The sequence below is a fragment of the Streptomyces sp. NPDC048671 genome, from assembly GCF_055587045.1.
Window position 1 is genome coordinate 1 of sequence record NZ_JBVJHB010000008.1, and the last position, 16,287, is coordinate 16,287.

The 16,287-nt window shown below is 70.8% G+C and carries 11 protein-coding genes and 2 tRNA genes; 2 read left to right on the plus strand and 11 right to left on the minus strand.

Annotation, left to right across the window (positions count from 1 at the left end; all coding sequences use genetic code 11):
- Positions 1–128: 128 nt before the first annotated feature.
- The 4 genes from ACZ6S6_RS16975 to ACZ6S6_RS16990 form a co-directional block, all read right to left on the minus strand.
- Complete coding sequence (locus tag ACZ6S6_RS16975) at positions 129–923, minus strand: hypothetical protein (RefSeq protein ID WP_362961453.1); 795 nt, start codon at positions 921–923, stop codon at positions 129–131.
- 812 nt (positions 924–1,735) lie between these two features.
- The gene (locus tag ACZ6S6_RS16980) at positions 1,736–2,026 is read right to left on the minus strand and encodes a hypothetical protein (RefSeq protein WP_469706102.1); all 291 of its coding nucleotides are present in this window, start codon (positions 2,024–2,026) and stop codon (positions 1,736–1,738) included.
- Between the two features lie 452 nt (positions 2,027–2,478).
- A tRNA-Arg gene (locus tag ACZ6S6_RS16985) sits at positions 2,479–2,551 on the minus strand.
- Between the two features lie 238 nt (positions 2,552–2,789).
- Positions 2,790–2,880, minus strand: a tRNA-Ser gene (locus ACZ6S6_RS16990).
- A gap of 227 nt (positions 2,881–3,107) precedes the next feature.
- On the opposite strand from ACZ6S6_RS16990, the gene ACZ6S6_RS16995 reads away from it, so the two are divergent.
- Positions 3,108–3,575 carry an SSI family serine proteinase inhibitor gene (locus ACZ6S6_RS16995; RefSeq protein ID WP_469706103.1) on the plus strand — a complete coding sequence of 156 codons (468 nt, stop codon included), beginning with the start codon at positions 3,108–3,110 and terminating at the stop codon, positions 3,573–3,575.
- A 211-nt stretch (positions 3,576–3,786) separates the two neighbouring features.
- Positions 3,787–8,400 (plus strand): response regulator, encoded by a 4,614-nt coding sequence (locus ACZ6S6_RS17000; RefSeq protein ID WP_469706104.1) that lies wholly within the window; start codon positions 3,787–3,789, stop codon positions 8,398–8,400.
- Positions 8,401–8,589: 189 nt separating this feature from the next.
- Here the strand turns inward: ACZ6S6_RS17000 and ACZ6S6_RS17005 are convergent, their stop codons facing one another.
- The 7 genes from ACZ6S6_RS17005 to ACZ6S6_RS17035 all read right to left on the minus strand — a co-directional run bounded on the left by ACZ6S6_RS17005 (position 8,590) and on the right by ACZ6S6_RS17035 (position 16,156).
- The gene (locus ACZ6S6_RS17005) at positions 8,590–10,239 is read right to left on the minus strand and encodes a long-chain fatty acid--CoA ligase (RefSeq protein WP_469706105.1); all 1,650 of its coding nucleotides are present in this window, start codon (positions 10,237–10,239) and stop codon (positions 8,590–8,592) included.
- A 295-nt stretch (positions 10,240–10,534) separates the two neighbouring features.
- The gene (locus ACZ6S6_RS17010; RefSeq protein WP_469706106.1) at positions 10,535–11,236 is read right to left on the minus strand and encodes a SigE family RNA polymerase sigma factor; all 702 of its coding nucleotides are present in this window, start codon (positions 11,234–11,236) and stop codon (positions 10,535–10,537) included.
- Between the two features lie 170 nt (positions 11,237–11,406).
- A complete protein-coding gene (locus ACZ6S6_RS17015; protein WP_362953157.1) occupies positions 11,407–12,573 on the minus strand; it encodes a lipid-transfer protein in 1,167 nt (388 codons plus the stop codon).
- Positions 12,570–12,965, minus strand: a complete 396-nt coding sequence (locus ACZ6S6_RS17020; RefSeq protein ID WP_469706107.1) for a MaoC family dehydratase — start codon at positions 12,963–12,965, stop codon at positions 12,570–12,572. The genes ACZ6S6_RS17015 and ACZ6S6_RS17020 overlap by 4 nt, the downstream gene beginning before the upstream one ends.
- On the minus strand, positions 12,962–13,996 hold the full coding sequence (locus ACZ6S6_RS17025) for an acyl-CoA dehydrogenase family protein (protein WP_469706108.1): 1,035 nt from the start codon (positions 13,994–13,996) through the stop codon (positions 12,962–12,964). The genes ACZ6S6_RS17020 and ACZ6S6_RS17025 overlap by 4 nt, the downstream gene beginning before the upstream one ends.
- A gap of 1 nt (position 13,997) precedes the next feature.
- Complete coding sequence (locus ACZ6S6_RS17030) at positions 13,998–14,981, minus strand: bifunctional MaoC family dehydratase N-terminal/OB-fold nucleic acid binding domain-containing protein (RefSeq protein ID WP_469706109.1); 984 nt, start codon at positions 14,979–14,981, stop codon at positions 13,998–14,000.
- Complete coding sequence (locus ACZ6S6_RS17035; protein ID WP_469706110.1) at positions 14,981–16,156, minus strand: acyl-CoA dehydrogenase family protein; 1,176 nt, start codon at positions 16,154–16,156, stop codon at positions 14,981–14,983. Before ACZ6S6_RS17035 ends, ACZ6S6_RS17030 begins: the two co-directional genes overlap by 1 nt.
- Positions 16,157–16,287: the final 131 nt, after the last annotated feature.

Sequence of the window (16,287 nt, forward strand, 5' to 3'; positions counted from 1 at the left end):
TTTTTTTTTTTTTTTTTTACGCCCACACCCCGGGGGGGGGGGGGGGGCCGGCCCCCCCCCCCCGGGGGGGGGGGGGGGGGGCCCCCCCCCCCCCCCCCCCCCCCACGCCAGTTACGGGCTGCGGCCGGCTACTTCAGGTAGCCACCCACGAAGCCGCGGTAGTCACCCCAGACCCCCTCACGGGCCGACCAGGAGCCGAGGCCGCCTGTCCAGGTAGCGGTCCAGACGGTTTCCGACCGGGCATTGCCCGCCGGGGGAGAGGAGATCCACTCCTTGACGGCGCTGTTCGAGAAAGAGGCAGCCGGCACGTAGTTGTAGTGCGAAGCGCTGCCCGGATACACCTTGGTGGTGCCTTTCCCCTTGACCTGGTAGTTCGTGCGGACGGTGACCTTGATGCCGAAGACGGTGTCGAAGTACCCGTACGACGCCCACATGTCCTTGTAGGCAGCACTGAGCTGCGGGCCGGTCTGGGTCCCGCTGTCACTCTCGCGCTCGAACACGACATCCCCGCCGGCGAGCGTGGTCCAGGCGGCGGCCTCCGCAGGCGCCTTGCTGGCCTCCTCGACGAATGCCTTCGTCGTTGCCGGGTCGTTGACCAGAGCGAGGAAACGATTCTGCCTCTCGGTCGAAAGTTCCTTGAACTGGTTCGCCGTCTCTTGGGCCCCGGTGTCCCCAGCGGCCGCCTTCTCGGTCAGGTAGGCGACGTAGGCAGCGGGGGAAGAAGTCTCCGGTTCGCTCGCCGACGCGGCGGCGGCCGTACCGGGTGCGGCGGCCAAGGCCATGCCCGCCAGCGTCAGACCAGAGAAGCGAAAGCACCTCGCATTGCGGAATTCATAACTACAGATTCTCCCTTTTCGTTGATTTTCTTTCGACTTGTGAAATCGAGCAGGAAAGGGTGGCAGCACACCGTTGCCGGCATGCATTCAGAAATCCCCCCCTTTGCAGGTTCACTTTTTCTCCCCTTGCGAACCTTGCGTCACAAAAAATGCACGAGTCATCTACTGCGCGTCAACGGATCCCGATTCATCTGAGGCTCTTCTGAGCTTCAGACACGACGTATCGCTGCCGATCTGGGCACTTTGTGGAATTTGGGGTGCCGCTGACATGAGACCCGTTGGCCCTCTCAATCAGAACAATGGTTTCATCTAGGGGTGTAGCGAACCCTGGGCCACCGAAGCGTGGGTGCGGGAAGTTATGGCACCGCAGTCCACCTCACCAATGATCACGGCCTTACGCTGGGGAAACAGAATCCAGGGCCTCGCTCGAAGTCGACCGGTCCACGAATAGCGGTAGCGTGAATTCCGTTTAGAGGTCGGGGAATTCAACCTGCCTGCCCCGTTCGAGATCTAAGTATTCGAAAATGGAACCAGTGGAGTCGTCGCCCTCGTGGGGGTCCCCCGCGCGGGTTGCCCCGCTGCGCAGAGGCGCTCCAACTTCCACGCCACACACATCACGCCCGCAGACGAACAGGCCGTCACCGTCACCAGCTGCACCCCGGCCGTCACCAATTGGGCGCCGCGCTACTTCGAGTCGTGATGAAACGCCCGCACCATCGGGGCCTCCGACATCCACGGCCCAGTCGTCGCCGCGGACGTCGACCCGGACGCGGCTGCGGAACTCACCCGCGCGCCACCGCCGGGGGGGCGGCCGAGGTGGAGTTCGCCGGCGACCAGCTGCTCTACATCACAGACCCAGACGGCGGCGTGACGGCAGCCCAGCCCGGAAGCCGCCTCGCCTACCGGTGGGAGCCTGCACAGGCCCGGCTGATCGTCGTAGTTGAGGACGAGACTGCGGTGTCGACCGCCGCGGCGCGGCTGGCCGCGAGATCGTGCGTGTGCGACTGCTGGCCGACGGCTGGCAGATCCTCGGCCCTTGGGCCCAAGGCCGACCACGGCCAGCGCTGAGCCTCCAAGCTGCGGAGGCGTTCCTCGTGGTCGACCAGAGATTCCTTGATTCCGGTAAGGCCGTCGAGCTGGCCCTCGATGCGGCTGACGCTTTCACGGGTGGCATGGAGCTCGCTGTACATCTCGGCAGCGGTGATGGGTGACGACCGGGCCAGTGGTCTCGACGGTCGCAGGTTCACGTTCCCCGTGGTGGTCGAAGTCGCCGTCACAGGGCTTGGTGTTGATGGGTCTCGGTGGCGCCGGGGCCAGTCCTGTCGGCACCTGTGGCGAGGAGCGAGGAATTCCAGGAGTTCTCCGGGGACCCGGTGGGCGCGGGCCGCACTCTCGCGCCACAGCTCGACCTCGATGCGGGACCGAGCGTTCAGAACCCGCTCGTAGGACTCCTGAAGCCCCTTCGGTGATGAATACAACGCTGCGGGCAGCAGCAGAGCGTATGGACGACGCCTTGGGGTTCGGCAGCGGGGAATACGACGAGGCCAAGCCGGACGCCGACGCCTGGTCCCGGGTGTGTTGATGTCGCCCGCTGATGGTTAGAGGCCCCGTGGACGATGTCCACGAGGCCTCTAACCTGCTGTGCACTCGGCAGGATTCGAACCTGCAACCTTCTGATCCGTAGTCAGATGCTCTATCCGTTAAGCTACGAGTGCTTGGCGTCCTGGGCTTTTCTGCCCCGTCTGCGTTGCGAGAACAACATTACATGACCTGCGGCGTCACGCGAAATCCATTAGCCGCACCGCTGCTGAGCTGTGAAAACACCCGTTCGGCGACGTCCGGACGCAGGCCTGTCCCGGGCCGGTCCAGGACCGGCGCGCACCGGTCCCCAGCGGAGCCGGACCCGGATACGACCGAAGCCCCGGCCAGTGGCACGGGGCTTCGGTGATCACGCGGAGGCGGAGGGATTTGAACCCTCGATGGGCTTTAAGACCCAAACCGCATTAGCAGTGCGGCGCCATAGACCGGACTAGGCGACGCCTCCAGCACACCCCGCGCAAGCGCGGGTGGTGCGTGCAGATGATGACACAGCTACGCGCCGTGTCACCAATCGCTGCCTACGGTACTAGGCAGTCGGCCGCGAGGGCAAAGCGCCTGCGGTTGCGCAACGCCGTGGCGTGCGGAGCGTTAGTCATGCCGGGGGCGCCGCCCCCCGCCGATCCCCTCCGTCGCCGGCCACTGCCGCCGACGTGCACGACCACAGGAGCCCGCATGCTGCGTCGCCTCGCCCTCACCGCTGTCGTGTCCCTCGCCGCACTCTCCGCCGCCGCCCCGGCCGCGACGGCTTCGGCCGGTCCGCTGCCGCTGCAGTTGCTGCCGCTGCCGCTGCCCGTGCTCCAGGGCGAGGACAGCCGGACGCATCTGACGGTGGTCGTCTCGGGGTCGGGGGACCCGGCGGCGGACGGGAGCTACGAGCTGGAGTGCGAGCCGGCGGGCGGCAGCCACCCGGCGGCGCGGCAGGCCTGCGACCGGCTGGCGCAGCTGCCCGGCGAGAGCACGGACCCGTTCACGCCGGTCTCCCGGGACGCGATGTGCACGCAGCAGTACGGCGGACCGGCCACCGCCCGGGTCACCGGTAGCTGGCGGGGGCGAAGCGTCGATGCTTCGTTCGACCGGTCCAACGGGTGCGAGATCGGGCGCTGGAACAACCTGCGTCCGGTGCTCCCGAACGTCCGCTGAGCAGGGGCTCCGCAGGTCACGGAGCGGCGCGCGGGGCGCGTAACGGGTCGGAGTCGTACACCGTATGCACAGAACCTTGGTGAGAGCTCCCCCTCATCCGCCGCCCCTTGCCCTCCCCTGCCTTTAGACTCCTCCAGTGACAGCCTGAGGCCCGAGGGGCAAGATGGGGCCGCTGTCGGCAAGGTGCAGTAATCAGGGAGGAAGCGTCGTCGTGAGCAGCAGGCCATCCCGAGGCGCTGCTCGCCTCGCAGCCATACTCGACGCCCTTCCGGACGGGCTTCTGCTCGTCAACTGCAACGGTACGGTCGTCAACGCCAACACCATCGCCCTCGAAATGTTCGAGACGCCGGGCACCGCGCTCGTCGGACGCGGACTGCTCGATCTGCTGCCGGAGTTCGACTCCAAGCTGATCCCGGGGTCGATGCGGAGGCCGGAGGCTGCGGACGAGCGGGGCCGTACCAAGCCCACGCGGATGACCGCGCGGCGGACCGACGGCAACGAGTACCCCGTCGAGGTGACGAGCGCCAGCCTGGAGGACGGGCAGGCCGCGTACAACGACGTCCAGACGAGTTACAACGGCACCTATACGGGTGACGAGCTGCTGATGCTCGTCGTGCGCGACCTGTCGGGCACCGTCGACACCGAAGCCGAGCTGGCCCGCTCGCAGCGCCAGACCGAGATGATCCTGCGCGCCGCGTCCGAGGGTGTCGTCGGCACGGACACGGACGGCCGGGTCGTCCTGGTCAACCCCGCCGCCGCCCAGATCCTCGGCTTCCGCGCCACCGACCTGGGCGGCCAGGAGCTGCATCCGCTGATCCTGCACTCGCGGGCCGAGGGCGAGCCGTTCCCGTACGAGGAATCGCCGCTCGCCGACACCTTGAAGTCGGGGCGCAAGCACCGGGTGCGCGGGCAGGTCCTGTGGTCCAAGAGCGGCGCCCAGGTGCCGGTCGACCTGACCACGGCACCCGTGCGGGACGGCGACCAGCTGGTCGGTGCGGTGATGACATTCACCGACCGCAGGCCGTACGAGGAACTCGACGAGCAGCGCGCGGCCGAGATCACCGAACTGACCGAGAGCCACACCGCCGAGGTCACCGAGCTGACCGCGAACCACACCGCCGAGATCACCGGCCTGACCGAACAGCACGCCGCCGAACTGGCCGACCAGACCGAGCGGCACGCCTCCGCGCTGGAGGAGCAGACCGACCGGATGGCGGAGCAGGCCGAACGGCTGGCGGACCTGTCCGCCCGGCACACCCAGCTGACCGCCGTGCTCGGCGAGTCGCTGCGCGGACCGCTGGAGGAGCTGCGCGGCGAGCTGTCCACGCTCGCCGCCGACCCCGCGGGCCAGCTGTGGCCCGAGGCCAACCAGATCCTGCACCACCTGGCCGCGGGCTACGCGCGGATGACGACGCTCGTCGACAACGTACTGAGCTACCAGCGCCTGGACGGCGGCTCCGAAGCGCTCGTCAAGACGAACGTGCTGCTCGACGGAGTAGTGACGGCCGGTATCGACGCCGCCGTCGAGCTGATCGGTCCCGGCCGCGCCCAGTTCGCGGTGCACGCGCCGCCGATCGAGGCCGAGGTCGACGCGGGACGGCTGGTGACCGCGCTCGCGCACCTCGTCGCGGACGTCGCCGGCGTCGACTCGACCGGCAAGGCACGGCTGATGCCGGGCGGCGGCTACGTCGACTCGACGGTCGTCGTCGCCGCGGCACAGCGCGGTGAGGTCGTACGGATCGAGGTGCGCGGACCGTTCGCCGGGGGAGACCCGGTGCACGAGCCGATCGTGCGCGGGATCGTGCGGGCGCACGGCGGCGTGCTCCAGACACACGAGATGCCGGGCATGAGCGGCAGCGCGTACGTGCTCGAAGTACCGCTGGGCACGGGCTCGGGAACAGTGATGCCTTCTCCCATGGCCCCGGACGTTCCGGAGAGCCCGGGAGGTCTGGAGGGCCCCGGCCCCGGCCCCGGCCCCGGCCCCGGCCTCGGCCTCGGAGGTCTGGAGAGCGCGGGGGGGCTGGAGGTTCCTGCGGGAGGTTTGGAGGTTCCGGGGGCTGCGATGGCTCCGGGTGCTGCGATGGTTCCAGAGGCTCTGGACGTCCCTCAGGCGCCTCAGGATCCTCGGGTTTCTCAGACACCTCAGGTTGAGGCGGTTCCGGTTGAGGCGGTTCCGGGGGCCGCGGGTGGTCATGAGGGTGGCGGGGGGCGGCGCCGGGCGCGCAGGGCCTCCACGGATGCCTTCCTGGAGAGCCCGGTGGGCGGTTCCGAGGGCGCGGGTGAGCCCGGGGCGGCGGCCGGGGACACCGGGGCGGCCGAACCGACCGGACGGCGGCGGGCCCGGCGCAAGCCTGCGGCCGAAACTGTTGACGGGCCCGTGGACCCGTCCTCGTCCGCGGCTGCCGTCGAGCATCACGGGCCGAACCCGCACGAACTGAATCCCGCCGAGCAGAGCGGCGGGTCCGGGCGCAGACGCGGCCGGCCCAGCCCGGCGGAGACCGGCGCCCAGACCGCCGAGGGGCAGCAGGGACCGGGTCAGGCCCTGGCGCTGCCCGCTGCCGCGGCCCCGTCCGAGGGGTCCGTGGTGACGGCGGCCGAGGGCGCTCAGGGGGCCGGGGGGCGTCCGCAGCGGGGGCAGACCGTGCCGCCGCAGGGCGTTCCGAACGAGGCGCCGACGCCCGTACCGGCCGCCGGCCACCGGGCGCGCCAGGGCGGGGAGAGCCGGCTGGCCCTTCCGGCCGCCATGCCGTCGGTGAACGCCGTGGAGTCCGAGGGCCCTGCGGCCCTCTCCGATCTCGACGGTGCCGCCGGGACACAGGCGTCGGCTCAGCAGGCCCGTCCGGCGGCGGCGCCGGCTCCGGAATCCGCGCCCGCACGGCAGCAGCCGGGCGGGCGACGGGCCCGGCGCGCGCTCTCCGCCGCCCAGGACCGGGCCGCTCAGGCCGAGCCGAAGGGCCCTCGGGTCCCGTTCGCCCTGCCGCCCGCCGCCGCCGACCAGATGCCGGCCGTCGCCGCCGAGCCCGACGCCTCGCTGCCGGGGCGTCACGACGCCGTGTCCGGTCCGCCGGATGACGACCACACCCCGCCGCAGCCACACCCGCTCCCGACCGGACGCCGCCGGGCCCGGCACGCGGACGCGCAGGCGGCCCCGCCGCAGCAGCTGCCCGAGGCATCGGGGCTGCTGCCCGAGGCGGCTCCCGCCGCCCTGCCCGAACAGGCTCCCCCGGCCGCGCCCGCTGCCCCGTTCGCACAGCCGGCGCCGTCCGCCGCACTGGACGGTGGGTGGGAGCAGGACAACGGCTGGGAACAGAACGGTGACTGGGAACCGGAAGGCGTACCGGCCCTGGGCCAGGTCCACAACCACGGAGCAACCTCGGCCGGGGCAGTCCGGTCTCCCGGGGAGCAGCCCGACGGCGACGCGGAGTGGCCCGGCGCGGGCCACACCACGCACACCACCGGCACGTCCCCGGCCGGCAACGCCCGCGGCTCCGGCCGTACCGACACCCCCGACGGCCTCTCCGGCTCCGCAGGCCCCGACGGCCCCACCGGACCCGACGAGACCCGTCCCAGGACCCTCGTGCCCGGACCGGACGCGCGGCGGCAGCCACTGCCCGCCGAGGCGCCCATGCCCGAGGGGTCTTCGGACTCGACGCACGGACGCGCGTTCAGCGTGCGGACGCTCGGGCAGGGCGTGCCGTTCGCCCAGCACATCGCGCACCAGCAGAACCAGACGCTCGGCGGCGCCGGCCGACGCCGCAAGCTCGCCGCACCGCCCGAGAGCGACCCGGCCGACCCGACCAACCTGACCGACCAGGCCCCCCTGCCGGCGTCGGCTGCCTCAGCACCGCAGCCGGCGAACCCGCAGTCCGGGGCAGGTGTCGGTGGCCCCGGCGGCCCCGGCCCCGGCGGCACGGGCGGCACGCCGCAAGGCTCGGGCTCGGGATCGGGCCCGCTGCTGCCCGCTCCGGCGGCCGAAGGACGCGCGTACGCGATCGGGGCACCCGACGAGGGGGCCGCCGAGGGACCGGAGCCGCTGGACGGCCCCGGTGGCGCGGTCGAAGTCGCCAACCGCCCCTCCCCGCAGCCCGTGGACGACGAGCTGCCCCCGGAGCCGCTGGACAACCCGCGCCGTCTGCTCGTCTGGCCGGCGCCCGACGTCTCCACCCAGCAGGCGTTGAGCGACCGCGGCTACCGGCCGGTGATCGTGCACTCGCGCGAGGAGGTCGACGCCCAGATCGCGGCGTTCCCCGCCGCGCTCTTCGTCGACCCGCTGACCGGTCCCATCACCCGTAAGGCCCTTCAGTCGCTGCGCCAGGCGGCGGTGGCGGCCGAGGTGCCCGTGCTGGTGACGGCCGGTCTGGGGCAGGCCTCGCGGGACGCCGCGTACGGTGCCGACCCGGCCGTGCTCCTGAAGGCACTCGCCCCGCGCGACAGCGAACAGCACCCGCCGCGGGTCCTCCTGATCGACGAGCACGAGGACATCGCGTACGCGCTGACGCAGACGCTGGAGCGCCGCGGCATGCAGGTCGCCTGTGCCGCGACCGACAGCGAGGCCGTCTCGCTCGCGACCCGGATGCGGCCGAACCTGGTGGTGATGGACCTGATGCAGGTACGCCGCCGCCGGGCCGGAATCGTCGACTGGCTGCGCGCCAACGGCCAGCTGAACCGCACCCCGCTGGTCGTCTACACCTCGGCCGACATGAGCCAGTCGGACCTGCCGAAGCTGAGTTCGGGCGAGACCGTGCTCTTCCTCGCCGAGCGTTCGACGAGCGACGAGGTGCAGGCACGCATCGTCGACCTGCTCGCGAAGATCGGCACGAACTGACCGCGGACAGCGGCGGCGGTGGCGGTGGCAGTGGCAGTGGCAGTGACAGCAGCGGCAGCGGCAGCAGCGCGACGAGGGCGGTACGGGAGAGATCCCGTACCGCCCTCGTTCTCGTCCTGGCCCTGGTCCTGGCCCTGGCCCCGATCCTGGCCCCGGCCCTGATCCTGATCCTGGCCCCGGCCGTCCGGATCAGAGCTGGGTGATGTCCAGCTCGCCCTCCGCGTACTGCTTGCGGATCACCTTCTTGTCGAACTTCCCGACGCTGGTCTTCGGTACGGACGCGATGACCGACCAACGCTCAGGCAGCTGCCACTTGGCGATGCCCTGCTCCGCGAGAAAAGCCCTCAGCGCCTGGTAGTCGGCACTCGCGCCCTCCTTGAGGACCACGGTCGCCAACGGACGCTCGCCCCATCTGTCGTCCGGGACGGCCACGACCGCCGCCTCGGCCACATCCGGGTGCGCCATCAATGCGTTTTCGAGTTGAACACTCGAAATCCACTCTCCGCCGGACTTGATGACGTCCTTGGCGCGGTCGGTGAGCGTGAGGAAGCCGTCGTCGCTGATCACCCCGACGTCGCCGGTCTTCAGCCAGCCGTCCTCGCTGAACTTGTCCTCGGGCCGCAGCGCCTCGCCGTCCGCACCGCCGTAGTACGCACCGGCGATCCAGGAGCCGCGCACCTCCAGCTCACCGGCCGACTCGCCGTCCCACGGCAGGTGCTCGCCGCCGGGTCCGACCAGCCGTGCCTCGACACCGGCCGGAAAGCGGCCCTGGGTGATGCGGTAGGGCCACTCCTGCTCCTCGGTCAGTCCGGCGGGCGGGTTGGCCATGGTGCCGAGCGGCGAGGTCTCCGTCATGCCCCAGGCGTGACAGAGGCGGACACCGAGCTTGTCGTACGCCTCCATGAGAGAGGGCGGGCAGGCGGCGCCGCCGATGGTGACGCGCGCCATGGAGGTGAGGTCGCGCGGATTCGCGGTGACCTCGGCCAGCAGCCCCTGCCAGATGGTGGGAACGGCGGCGGCGTGGGTCGGCCTCTCCCGCTCGATCATGTCGGCGAGCGGGGCGGGCTGAAGGAAGCGGTCCGGCATCAGCATGTTGACGCCGGACATGAACGTCGCGTGCGGCAGACCCCAGGCGTTGACATGGAACTGGGGGACGACCACCAGGGTGGTGTCCTTGTCGGTCAGGCCCATCGACTCGGACATGTTGACCTGCATGGAGTGCAGGTAGATCGAACGGTGGGAGTAGACGACACCCTTCGGGTCCCCGGTGGTGCCGGAGGTGTAGCACATGGCGGCGGCCTGGCGTTCGTCCAGCTCGGGCCAGTCGTAGCTGGTGGCCCGGCCGGCGAGCAGCTCCTCGTAGTCGTGCACGCGGGGCACGGCGCCGTCGAGGACGGAACGGTCACCGGGTCCCGAGACGACCACGTGTTCCAGCGACGTCAGCTGGGGGAGCAACGGCGCGAGGAGGGGCAGCACGGAGCCGTTGACGATGAGGACCTTGTCGTCGGCGTGCTTGACGATCCAGACCAGCTGTTCGGCGGGGAGCCGGAGGTTGAGGGTGTGGAGCACGGCGCCCATGGACGGGATGGCGAGGTAGGCCTCCACGTGCTCGGCGTTGTTCCACATCAGCGTGGCGACGCGCTGGTCCCCGTCGATACCCAGCTCGTCCCGCAGGGCGTGGGCGAGCTGCGTGGCCCGCCGACCGATCTCGGCGAAACTGCGCCGCTGCGGCTCGGGCTCTCCGGTCCAGGTCGTGACCTGCGACTTCCCGTGGATGGTCATCCCATGGCTCAGGATGCGGGTGACAGTCAGCGGTACGTCCTGCATGGTGCTGAGCACGGCGTCCTCCCGGTAGGCGCTACGCGGCAGTAAGGTTCCGCTGATTCTGCGCACATACCGAGCGGTATGTCACTACTCCCGGACGTACGGATCAATGTCGTCCGACAAAATCACACCACCCGTGCGCAATGACCGAACCTTCCTTCCTCGCATCCATGACCACGCCCATGAGCATGTCCATGAGCATGTCCATGAGCATGTCCATGGCCAGCCTCGCGTCCTTCCTCAGCCATGCCCCCGGGCCGATGTCTCAGCCGACGTCTCGCTCCCTGGCCGGGGCGACGCGGGCGACGCCTCACCTGACCGGTGCCAGCTCCGGGTCCTGGCGCAGCTTGCCGAGCGCCCGGGACACGGCACTCTTGACCGTGCCGATGGACACTCCCAGCACCTCGGCCGTCTGCGCCTCGCTGAGATCCTCGTAATAGCGCAGGACGACCATCGCGCGCTGACGGTCGGGGAGTCTCAGCACAGCCCGCCACATGGCGTCGTGCAACGACTGCTGCTCCGCGGGGTCGGGCCCCGGAACCGTCTCCTGCTCGGGCACCTCGTCGCAGGCGAACTCGTCGACCTTGCGCTTGCGCCACTGCGAGGTCCGGGTGTTCAGCAGAGCCCGGCGGACATAGCCGTCGAGAGCCCGGTGGTCCTCGATCCGCTCCCAGGCGACATACGTCTTGGTGAGAGCGGTCTGCAGCAGGTCCTCGGCATCGCTGGGATTCGCGGTGAGCGAGCGGGCCGCGCGCAGCAGCACAGGCCCGCGGGCCTTCACGAACGACGTGAACGACGGGTACGGGACGTACGGAACGCGTGCACCGTACGGTGTGCGCGCGGCGGCCGGGGTGCGCGGCACCGCGTACGGGGCAACCGGCGCGTGCGGTGCACGCGGGGCCGTCGACGCATGCGGCGGGTGTCCGGCGAGCGGCGCCTGCGGGATGTGCGGCGTGCGTCCGGTGTTGGCGGCGACTCCCCTGGAAGTGCCCGTGCAGACTGGCGTGGTCATGCCTCCACGCTAGGAGCGGGCGCCGCTCCGGGGATCGCCCCCAGGTCCCGAAACCGGGTCCGCCTCAGGGTGTAGGACCGGCCCCCCTGCCACCTCCTGAAGGTGGAGGGGCCGCGCGCCAGTACTCAGGGTCGCCCGGCAGACCGCGCCTCGCGGACCGGTTGGGCCGCTCACTGCTCCCGGCCCAGGACAAGACCCGAGGTGGGTACCCCCGTGCCGGCCGTGACCAGGGACCGGGCCGCCCCGGGTATCTGGTTCACCGAGGTGCCCCGGATCTGCCGGACCGCCTCCGCGATGCCGTTCATCCCGTGCAGGTACGCCTCCCCCAGCTGGCCGCCATGGGTGTTCAGGGGCAGTGCGTCGGCTGCCACGAAGTCGGCGGCCTCACCCGGTCCGCAGAATCCGAACTCCTCCAGTTGCATCAGCACGAACGGGGTGAAGTGGTCGTACAGGATCGCCACGTCGATGTCGGCGGGGGAGAGGCCCGAGCTCCGCCAGAGCTGGCGGGCGACGACATCCATCTCCGGCAGACCCGTCAGCCCGTCACGGTAGAAGCTGGTCATCTGCTCCTGTGCCCGCCCGGCTCCCTGCGCGGCGGCGACGATCACCGCGGGCGGCTGCCGCAGGTCCCTGGCCCGTTCCGCGCTGGTGACGACGATCGCCTGTCCGCCGTCGGTCTCCTGACAGCAGTCGAGCAGGCGCAGGGGCTCGACGATCCAGCGGGACGCCGCATGTTCGGCAAGGGTGATCGGCTTCTCGTAGAAGTACGCCGCCGGGTTGCGCGCGGCATGGCGCCGGTCGGTGACCGCGACGTGGCCGAAGGCCTCCGGCGTCAGCCCGTAGGTGTGCAGATACCGCTGCGCCGCCATGGCCACCCAGGAGGCGGGGGTGAGCAGCCCGAAGGGCAGGTTCCAGCCCAGCGCCGCGCCCTCGGCGGTGGGTTCCCGCTGCTGCACCCCGGAGCCGAAGCGCCGCCCCGACCTCTCGTTGAACGCGCGGTAGCAGACGACCACGTCGGCCACCCCGCAGGCGACGGCGAGGGCCGCCTGCTGGACGGTGGCACAGGCCGCCCCGCCGCCGTAGTGGATGCGGGAAAAGAACGACAGCTCACCGATGCCGGCCGCCTGGGCGACGGTGATCTCGGGGCTGGTGTCCATGGTGAAAGTGACCAGTCCGTCGACATCGGCGGGGCTGAGCCCCGCGTCGTCGAGCGCCGCCCGCACGGCCTCGACGGCCAGTTTGAGTTCGCTGCGTCCTGAGTCCTTGGAGAACTCGGTCGCCCCGATCCCGGCCACGGCCGCCCGTCCGCCGAGCGAATCGGCCCTGCGCACGCTCATGCGGATCCCTCCGGAACGCTGATGGTCACCGTGCCGGTGACATGCCTGCCGAGGCCGTTGGCGCCGACTATCGACACCTCGGCCGTCCCGTCGTCGCCGAGCGCGGTCACCTTGCCGCTCAACACCATCGTGTCGCCCGGATAATTCGGGGCACCCAGCCTGATGGCGATCCTTCTGAGCACCGCCGAGGGCCCGAAGTGGTCGGTGACGTAACGCCCGACCAGGCCGTTGGTCGTCAGGATGTTCATGAAGATGTCCGGGGAGCCCTTCTCCCGGGCCAGCTCCGCGTCATGGTGCACGTCCTGGTAATCGCGGGAGGCGACCGCGCCCGCCACGATCAGGGTGCGGGTCACCGCGATCTCCAGCGGTGCCAGCTCTTCACCGACCTTCACCGCGATCCCTCCTCCACCAGCAGTCCGCCGAGTTCCTGAAGCACTTCGCTGCCGCAGCCGAGACAGGCGTCGAGCTGACGGCCCCAGAGGAAGTGCCGGTGCACGGGGTGGTCGAGGTCGGCCCCCGTACCTCCGTGCAGGTGCTGCGCCGCGTGCACGACCCGCTTTCCCGCCTCGGACGCCCACCACGCGGCGGTGAGCGCCTGCGCCGCGCGGGGCAGCGACTTGTCGTGCAGCCATGCGGCCTCGTACGCCGTGACGCGTATCGCCTCGGTGTCCATATGGGCGTCGGCGGCTCGCAGCAGCACCCCCTGGTTGGTCGAGAGCGGGCGCCCGAACTGCTCACGCGTGCCGGTGTGTTCGACAGCGCGCGCCACCGCACCCGCGCACACCCCCGCCTGAAGGCCCGCGAACGCCGTCCGGGCCGTCGCGAGCACCTCCTCGTACGCCCGCGCCCCGCCGAGCCGTTCGCCGGGCGCCCCGTCGAGCACGAGCCGTCCCGCCGACCACGGGGCCGTGGTCTCCACGGGCTCGGTCAGCACACCGGCGTCCGCGGTCCGTACGAGCCACAGCGACCGGTCCGCGGCTGCGACAAGGACATGGGTGGCATCCCTCAGCCACGGCACCAGCGGCACCGTGCCGCACAGTCCTCCCTCCGGCCGTGCCCGTACGGAGCCGCCTGCCGGGAAGGCCCCCGCCGCCACCGCCGTACCGTCCCGGAACGGTGGCAGCAGCCGCTCGCGCTGTTCGTCCGTACCGTGTCCGGCGACGGCGAGGAGCCCGTATACGCAGCTCGACGCGAGGGGCACCTGTGCGGTCGTCCGGCCCTGTTCCTCCAGGAGGAGCACCAGGCCGAGGAGTCCGATCTCCTCGACCGCCCCGGGCAGTCCGGCCGCGCAGAGCTCCTTCCAGAGCTCGGCGTCCGTACCGGTGCCGGCCGCGACCAGACGGTCGTGCGTCGACAGATCCCCGAAGATCCGGGCGGCGAGCCCCTGCGCGGCGGTCTGCTCCTCAGTGGGTGTGAAATCCATGTCAGCCCTCGCTCCCCCGGAAGACCGGCAGTTCCAACTCGGGGTCCGTACGCAGGAATTCCAGCCGGGCCGGCATTCCCACCCGCACCTTGTCGTACGGCACCCCGATCACGTTGCTGACCATCCGGACCCCCTCCGCGAGCTCCACCAGCGCCACCGCGTACGGCTCGGCGCCCTCGGACGTGCTGAACGCGGGGAAGGGCGGGTGGTGCATCACGACGTACGAGAAGACGGTGCCCTCGCCCGATGCCTCGACCGTCTCCCACTCGGGCGACCCGCATGCATTGCAGCCGGGCAGCCAGGGGAAGCGCAGGGTGCCGCATGCGCCGCAGCGCTGGATCAGCAGCCGGTGTGCGGAGACGCCCTTCCAGAATCCGGCGTTGTCCCGGTTGATCACCGGCCTGGGCCGCACGCTCCCGCCGCCCCGCCGCTCCCCGGACCGCGCGGTCCCCTTGCCCGGTGCCTCCGGGCCCTCCGCCTTCCCCTTCGGCGCCGCCGGCCGGTACTTGAGGATCCGGAAGCGGTGCGTCCCCGCCGGCTCGTCCTGCGCCCGGACGTCCATACGCGTGGTGATGAAGTAGCCGGTGCCCAGCTTCGTCGTCTTCCGCTCCGACACCGCCTCGATCACCGCGTCGAAGGTGATCCGGTCACCGGGCCGCAGCGGCAGCAGATACTCCTGCTCACAGTCGGTCGCGACCACCGAGCCGTACCCGGCCCCGTCGAGCAGGCCGAAGAGCTCGTCGTAGGCCTCGCCCCGGTCCGTGTGCCCCGACAGCCCGCCCATCGTCCACGCCTGCAGCATGGCCGGAGGGGCAATGGCGTCGGGGCCGTCGTATGCGGGGTTCGTATCCCCCATGGCCTCGCACCAGTGCCTGATCATGGGCTCGTTGACCGGATCCTTGCCGCTGCCGGCGATGGCGGCCGACCGCCCCTCGTACGCCCTGAGCCGCTCGTACAGTTCGTCCCGCACGCCCTGCCCGTCCATCACCGTTTCCCCCTCTTCATCCCGAGCCGCATCGTCGCGACGATCTCCCGCTGCACCTCGCTCACCCCGCCGCCGAAGGTGTTGATCTGCGCCGCCCTGTTCATTCGCTCCAGCTCCCCGTCCCCGAAGGCGCCGGGCGAACCGCCCCGGATCATTCCGGCACCGCCCGTGATTTCCTGGCACATTCGATACACCTCTACGGCGCTTTCGGTTCCCACGAATTTCACGCCGCTCGCCTCGCCGGGGGCCAGCGCACCGGACCCGATATCCCCCACCAGACGCCAGTTGAGCAGGCGCGTTGCCGCAAGCCGGGCATAGGCCTCGGCCAGCCTGGACCGGATCCACGGCTCGTCAACCGGGCGCCGCCCCGTCACTGGATCGGGTGTGCGGGCGAAGGTGAGCGCCGCGTCGTAGAAGTCCTCGGCCTGCATCCCGATCGCGGCCAGGGCCACCCGCTCATGGTTCAACTGGTTGGTGATCAGCCCCCAGCCGCCGTTCTCCGCACCGACCAGCCCGGTGGCGGGCACCTGCACGCCGTCGTAGTACGTGGCGGTCGTGGTCAGCCCGCCCACGGTCTCGATGGGCGTCCAGGAGAAGCCGGGCGCGTCCGTCGGCACAAGGATGATCGAGATACCCCGGTGCTTGGGCGCGTCCGGATCCGTACGGCAGGCGAGCCAGATCCAGTCCGCGTTCTGCGCGTTGCTGGTGAAGATCTTCTGCCCGTCGATGACCCACGAGTCGCCCTGCCGTACGGCCCTGGTCCGCAGCGCCGCCAGGTCGGTACCGGCTTCCGGCTCGCTGTAGCCGATGGCGAAGACGATCTCACCGGCCAGGATCCGCGGCAGAAAGTACTCCTTCTGCGCCTCGGTCCCGTACTTCATCAGGGTGGGGCCCACGGTGTTGAGGGTGACCATCGAGACGGGGGCGCCCGCCCGGTAGGCCTCGTCGAAGAACACGAACTGTTCGTCCGCGCCGCGTCCCTGCCCGCCGTACTCGACGGGCCAGCCGAGTCCCAGCATCCCGTCCGCGCCGATACGGCGCAGCAGCCGCCGCTGTTCGGCCGGGCTCCCGGCCACCGGACCGGCCCGGTGTCCGGACTCCGGCATCACATCGCGGAAGTACGTGCGGAGTTCGGCGCGCAGCTGTAGCTGGCGCTCCGTAGGGGCCAGGTGCACGGCGACTGCCTCCCGGGAAGGGCCTGCGGATCAGGGATCAGGGTTTCTGACTGTCCGTCAGATTCCGTTCACCTGTCAAGACACCCAACAGCAGACCCTCACCGGCCCCTCCCCTTTCGCCCCCTCCCACC

Bases quoted from the DNA above. Each gene is read 5' to 3' on its own strand.
- ACZ6S6_RS16975 (WP_362961453.1), bottom strand. From the start codon at position 923: ATGCATGCCGGCAACGGTGTGCTGCCACCCTTTCCTGCTCGATTTCAC.
- ACZ6S6_RS16980 (WP_469706102.1), bottom strand. From the start codon at position 2,026: ATGTACAGCGAGCTCCATGCCACCCGTGAAAGCGTCAGCCGCATCGAG.
- ACZ6S6_RS16995 (WP_469706103.1), top strand. From the start codon at position 3,108: ATGCTGCGTCGCCTCGCCCTCACCGCTGTCGTGTCCCTCGCCGCACTC.
- ACZ6S6_RS17010 (WP_469706106.1), bottom strand. From the start codon at position 11,236: ATGACCACGCCAGTCTGCACGGGCACTTCCAGGGGAGTCGCCGCCAAC.
- ACZ6S6_RS17015 (WP_362953157.1), bottom strand. From the start codon at position 12,573: ATGAGCGTGCGCAGGGCCGATTCGCTCGGCGGACGGGCGGCCGTGGCC.
- ACZ6S6_RS17025 (WP_469706108.1), bottom strand. From the start codon at position 13,996: ATGGATTTCACACCCACTGAGGAGCAGACCGCCGCGCAGGGGCTCGCC.
- ACZ6S6_RS17030 (WP_469706109.1), bottom strand. From the start codon at position 14,981: ATGGACGGGCAGGGCGTGCGGGACGAACTGTACGAGCGGCTCAGGGCG.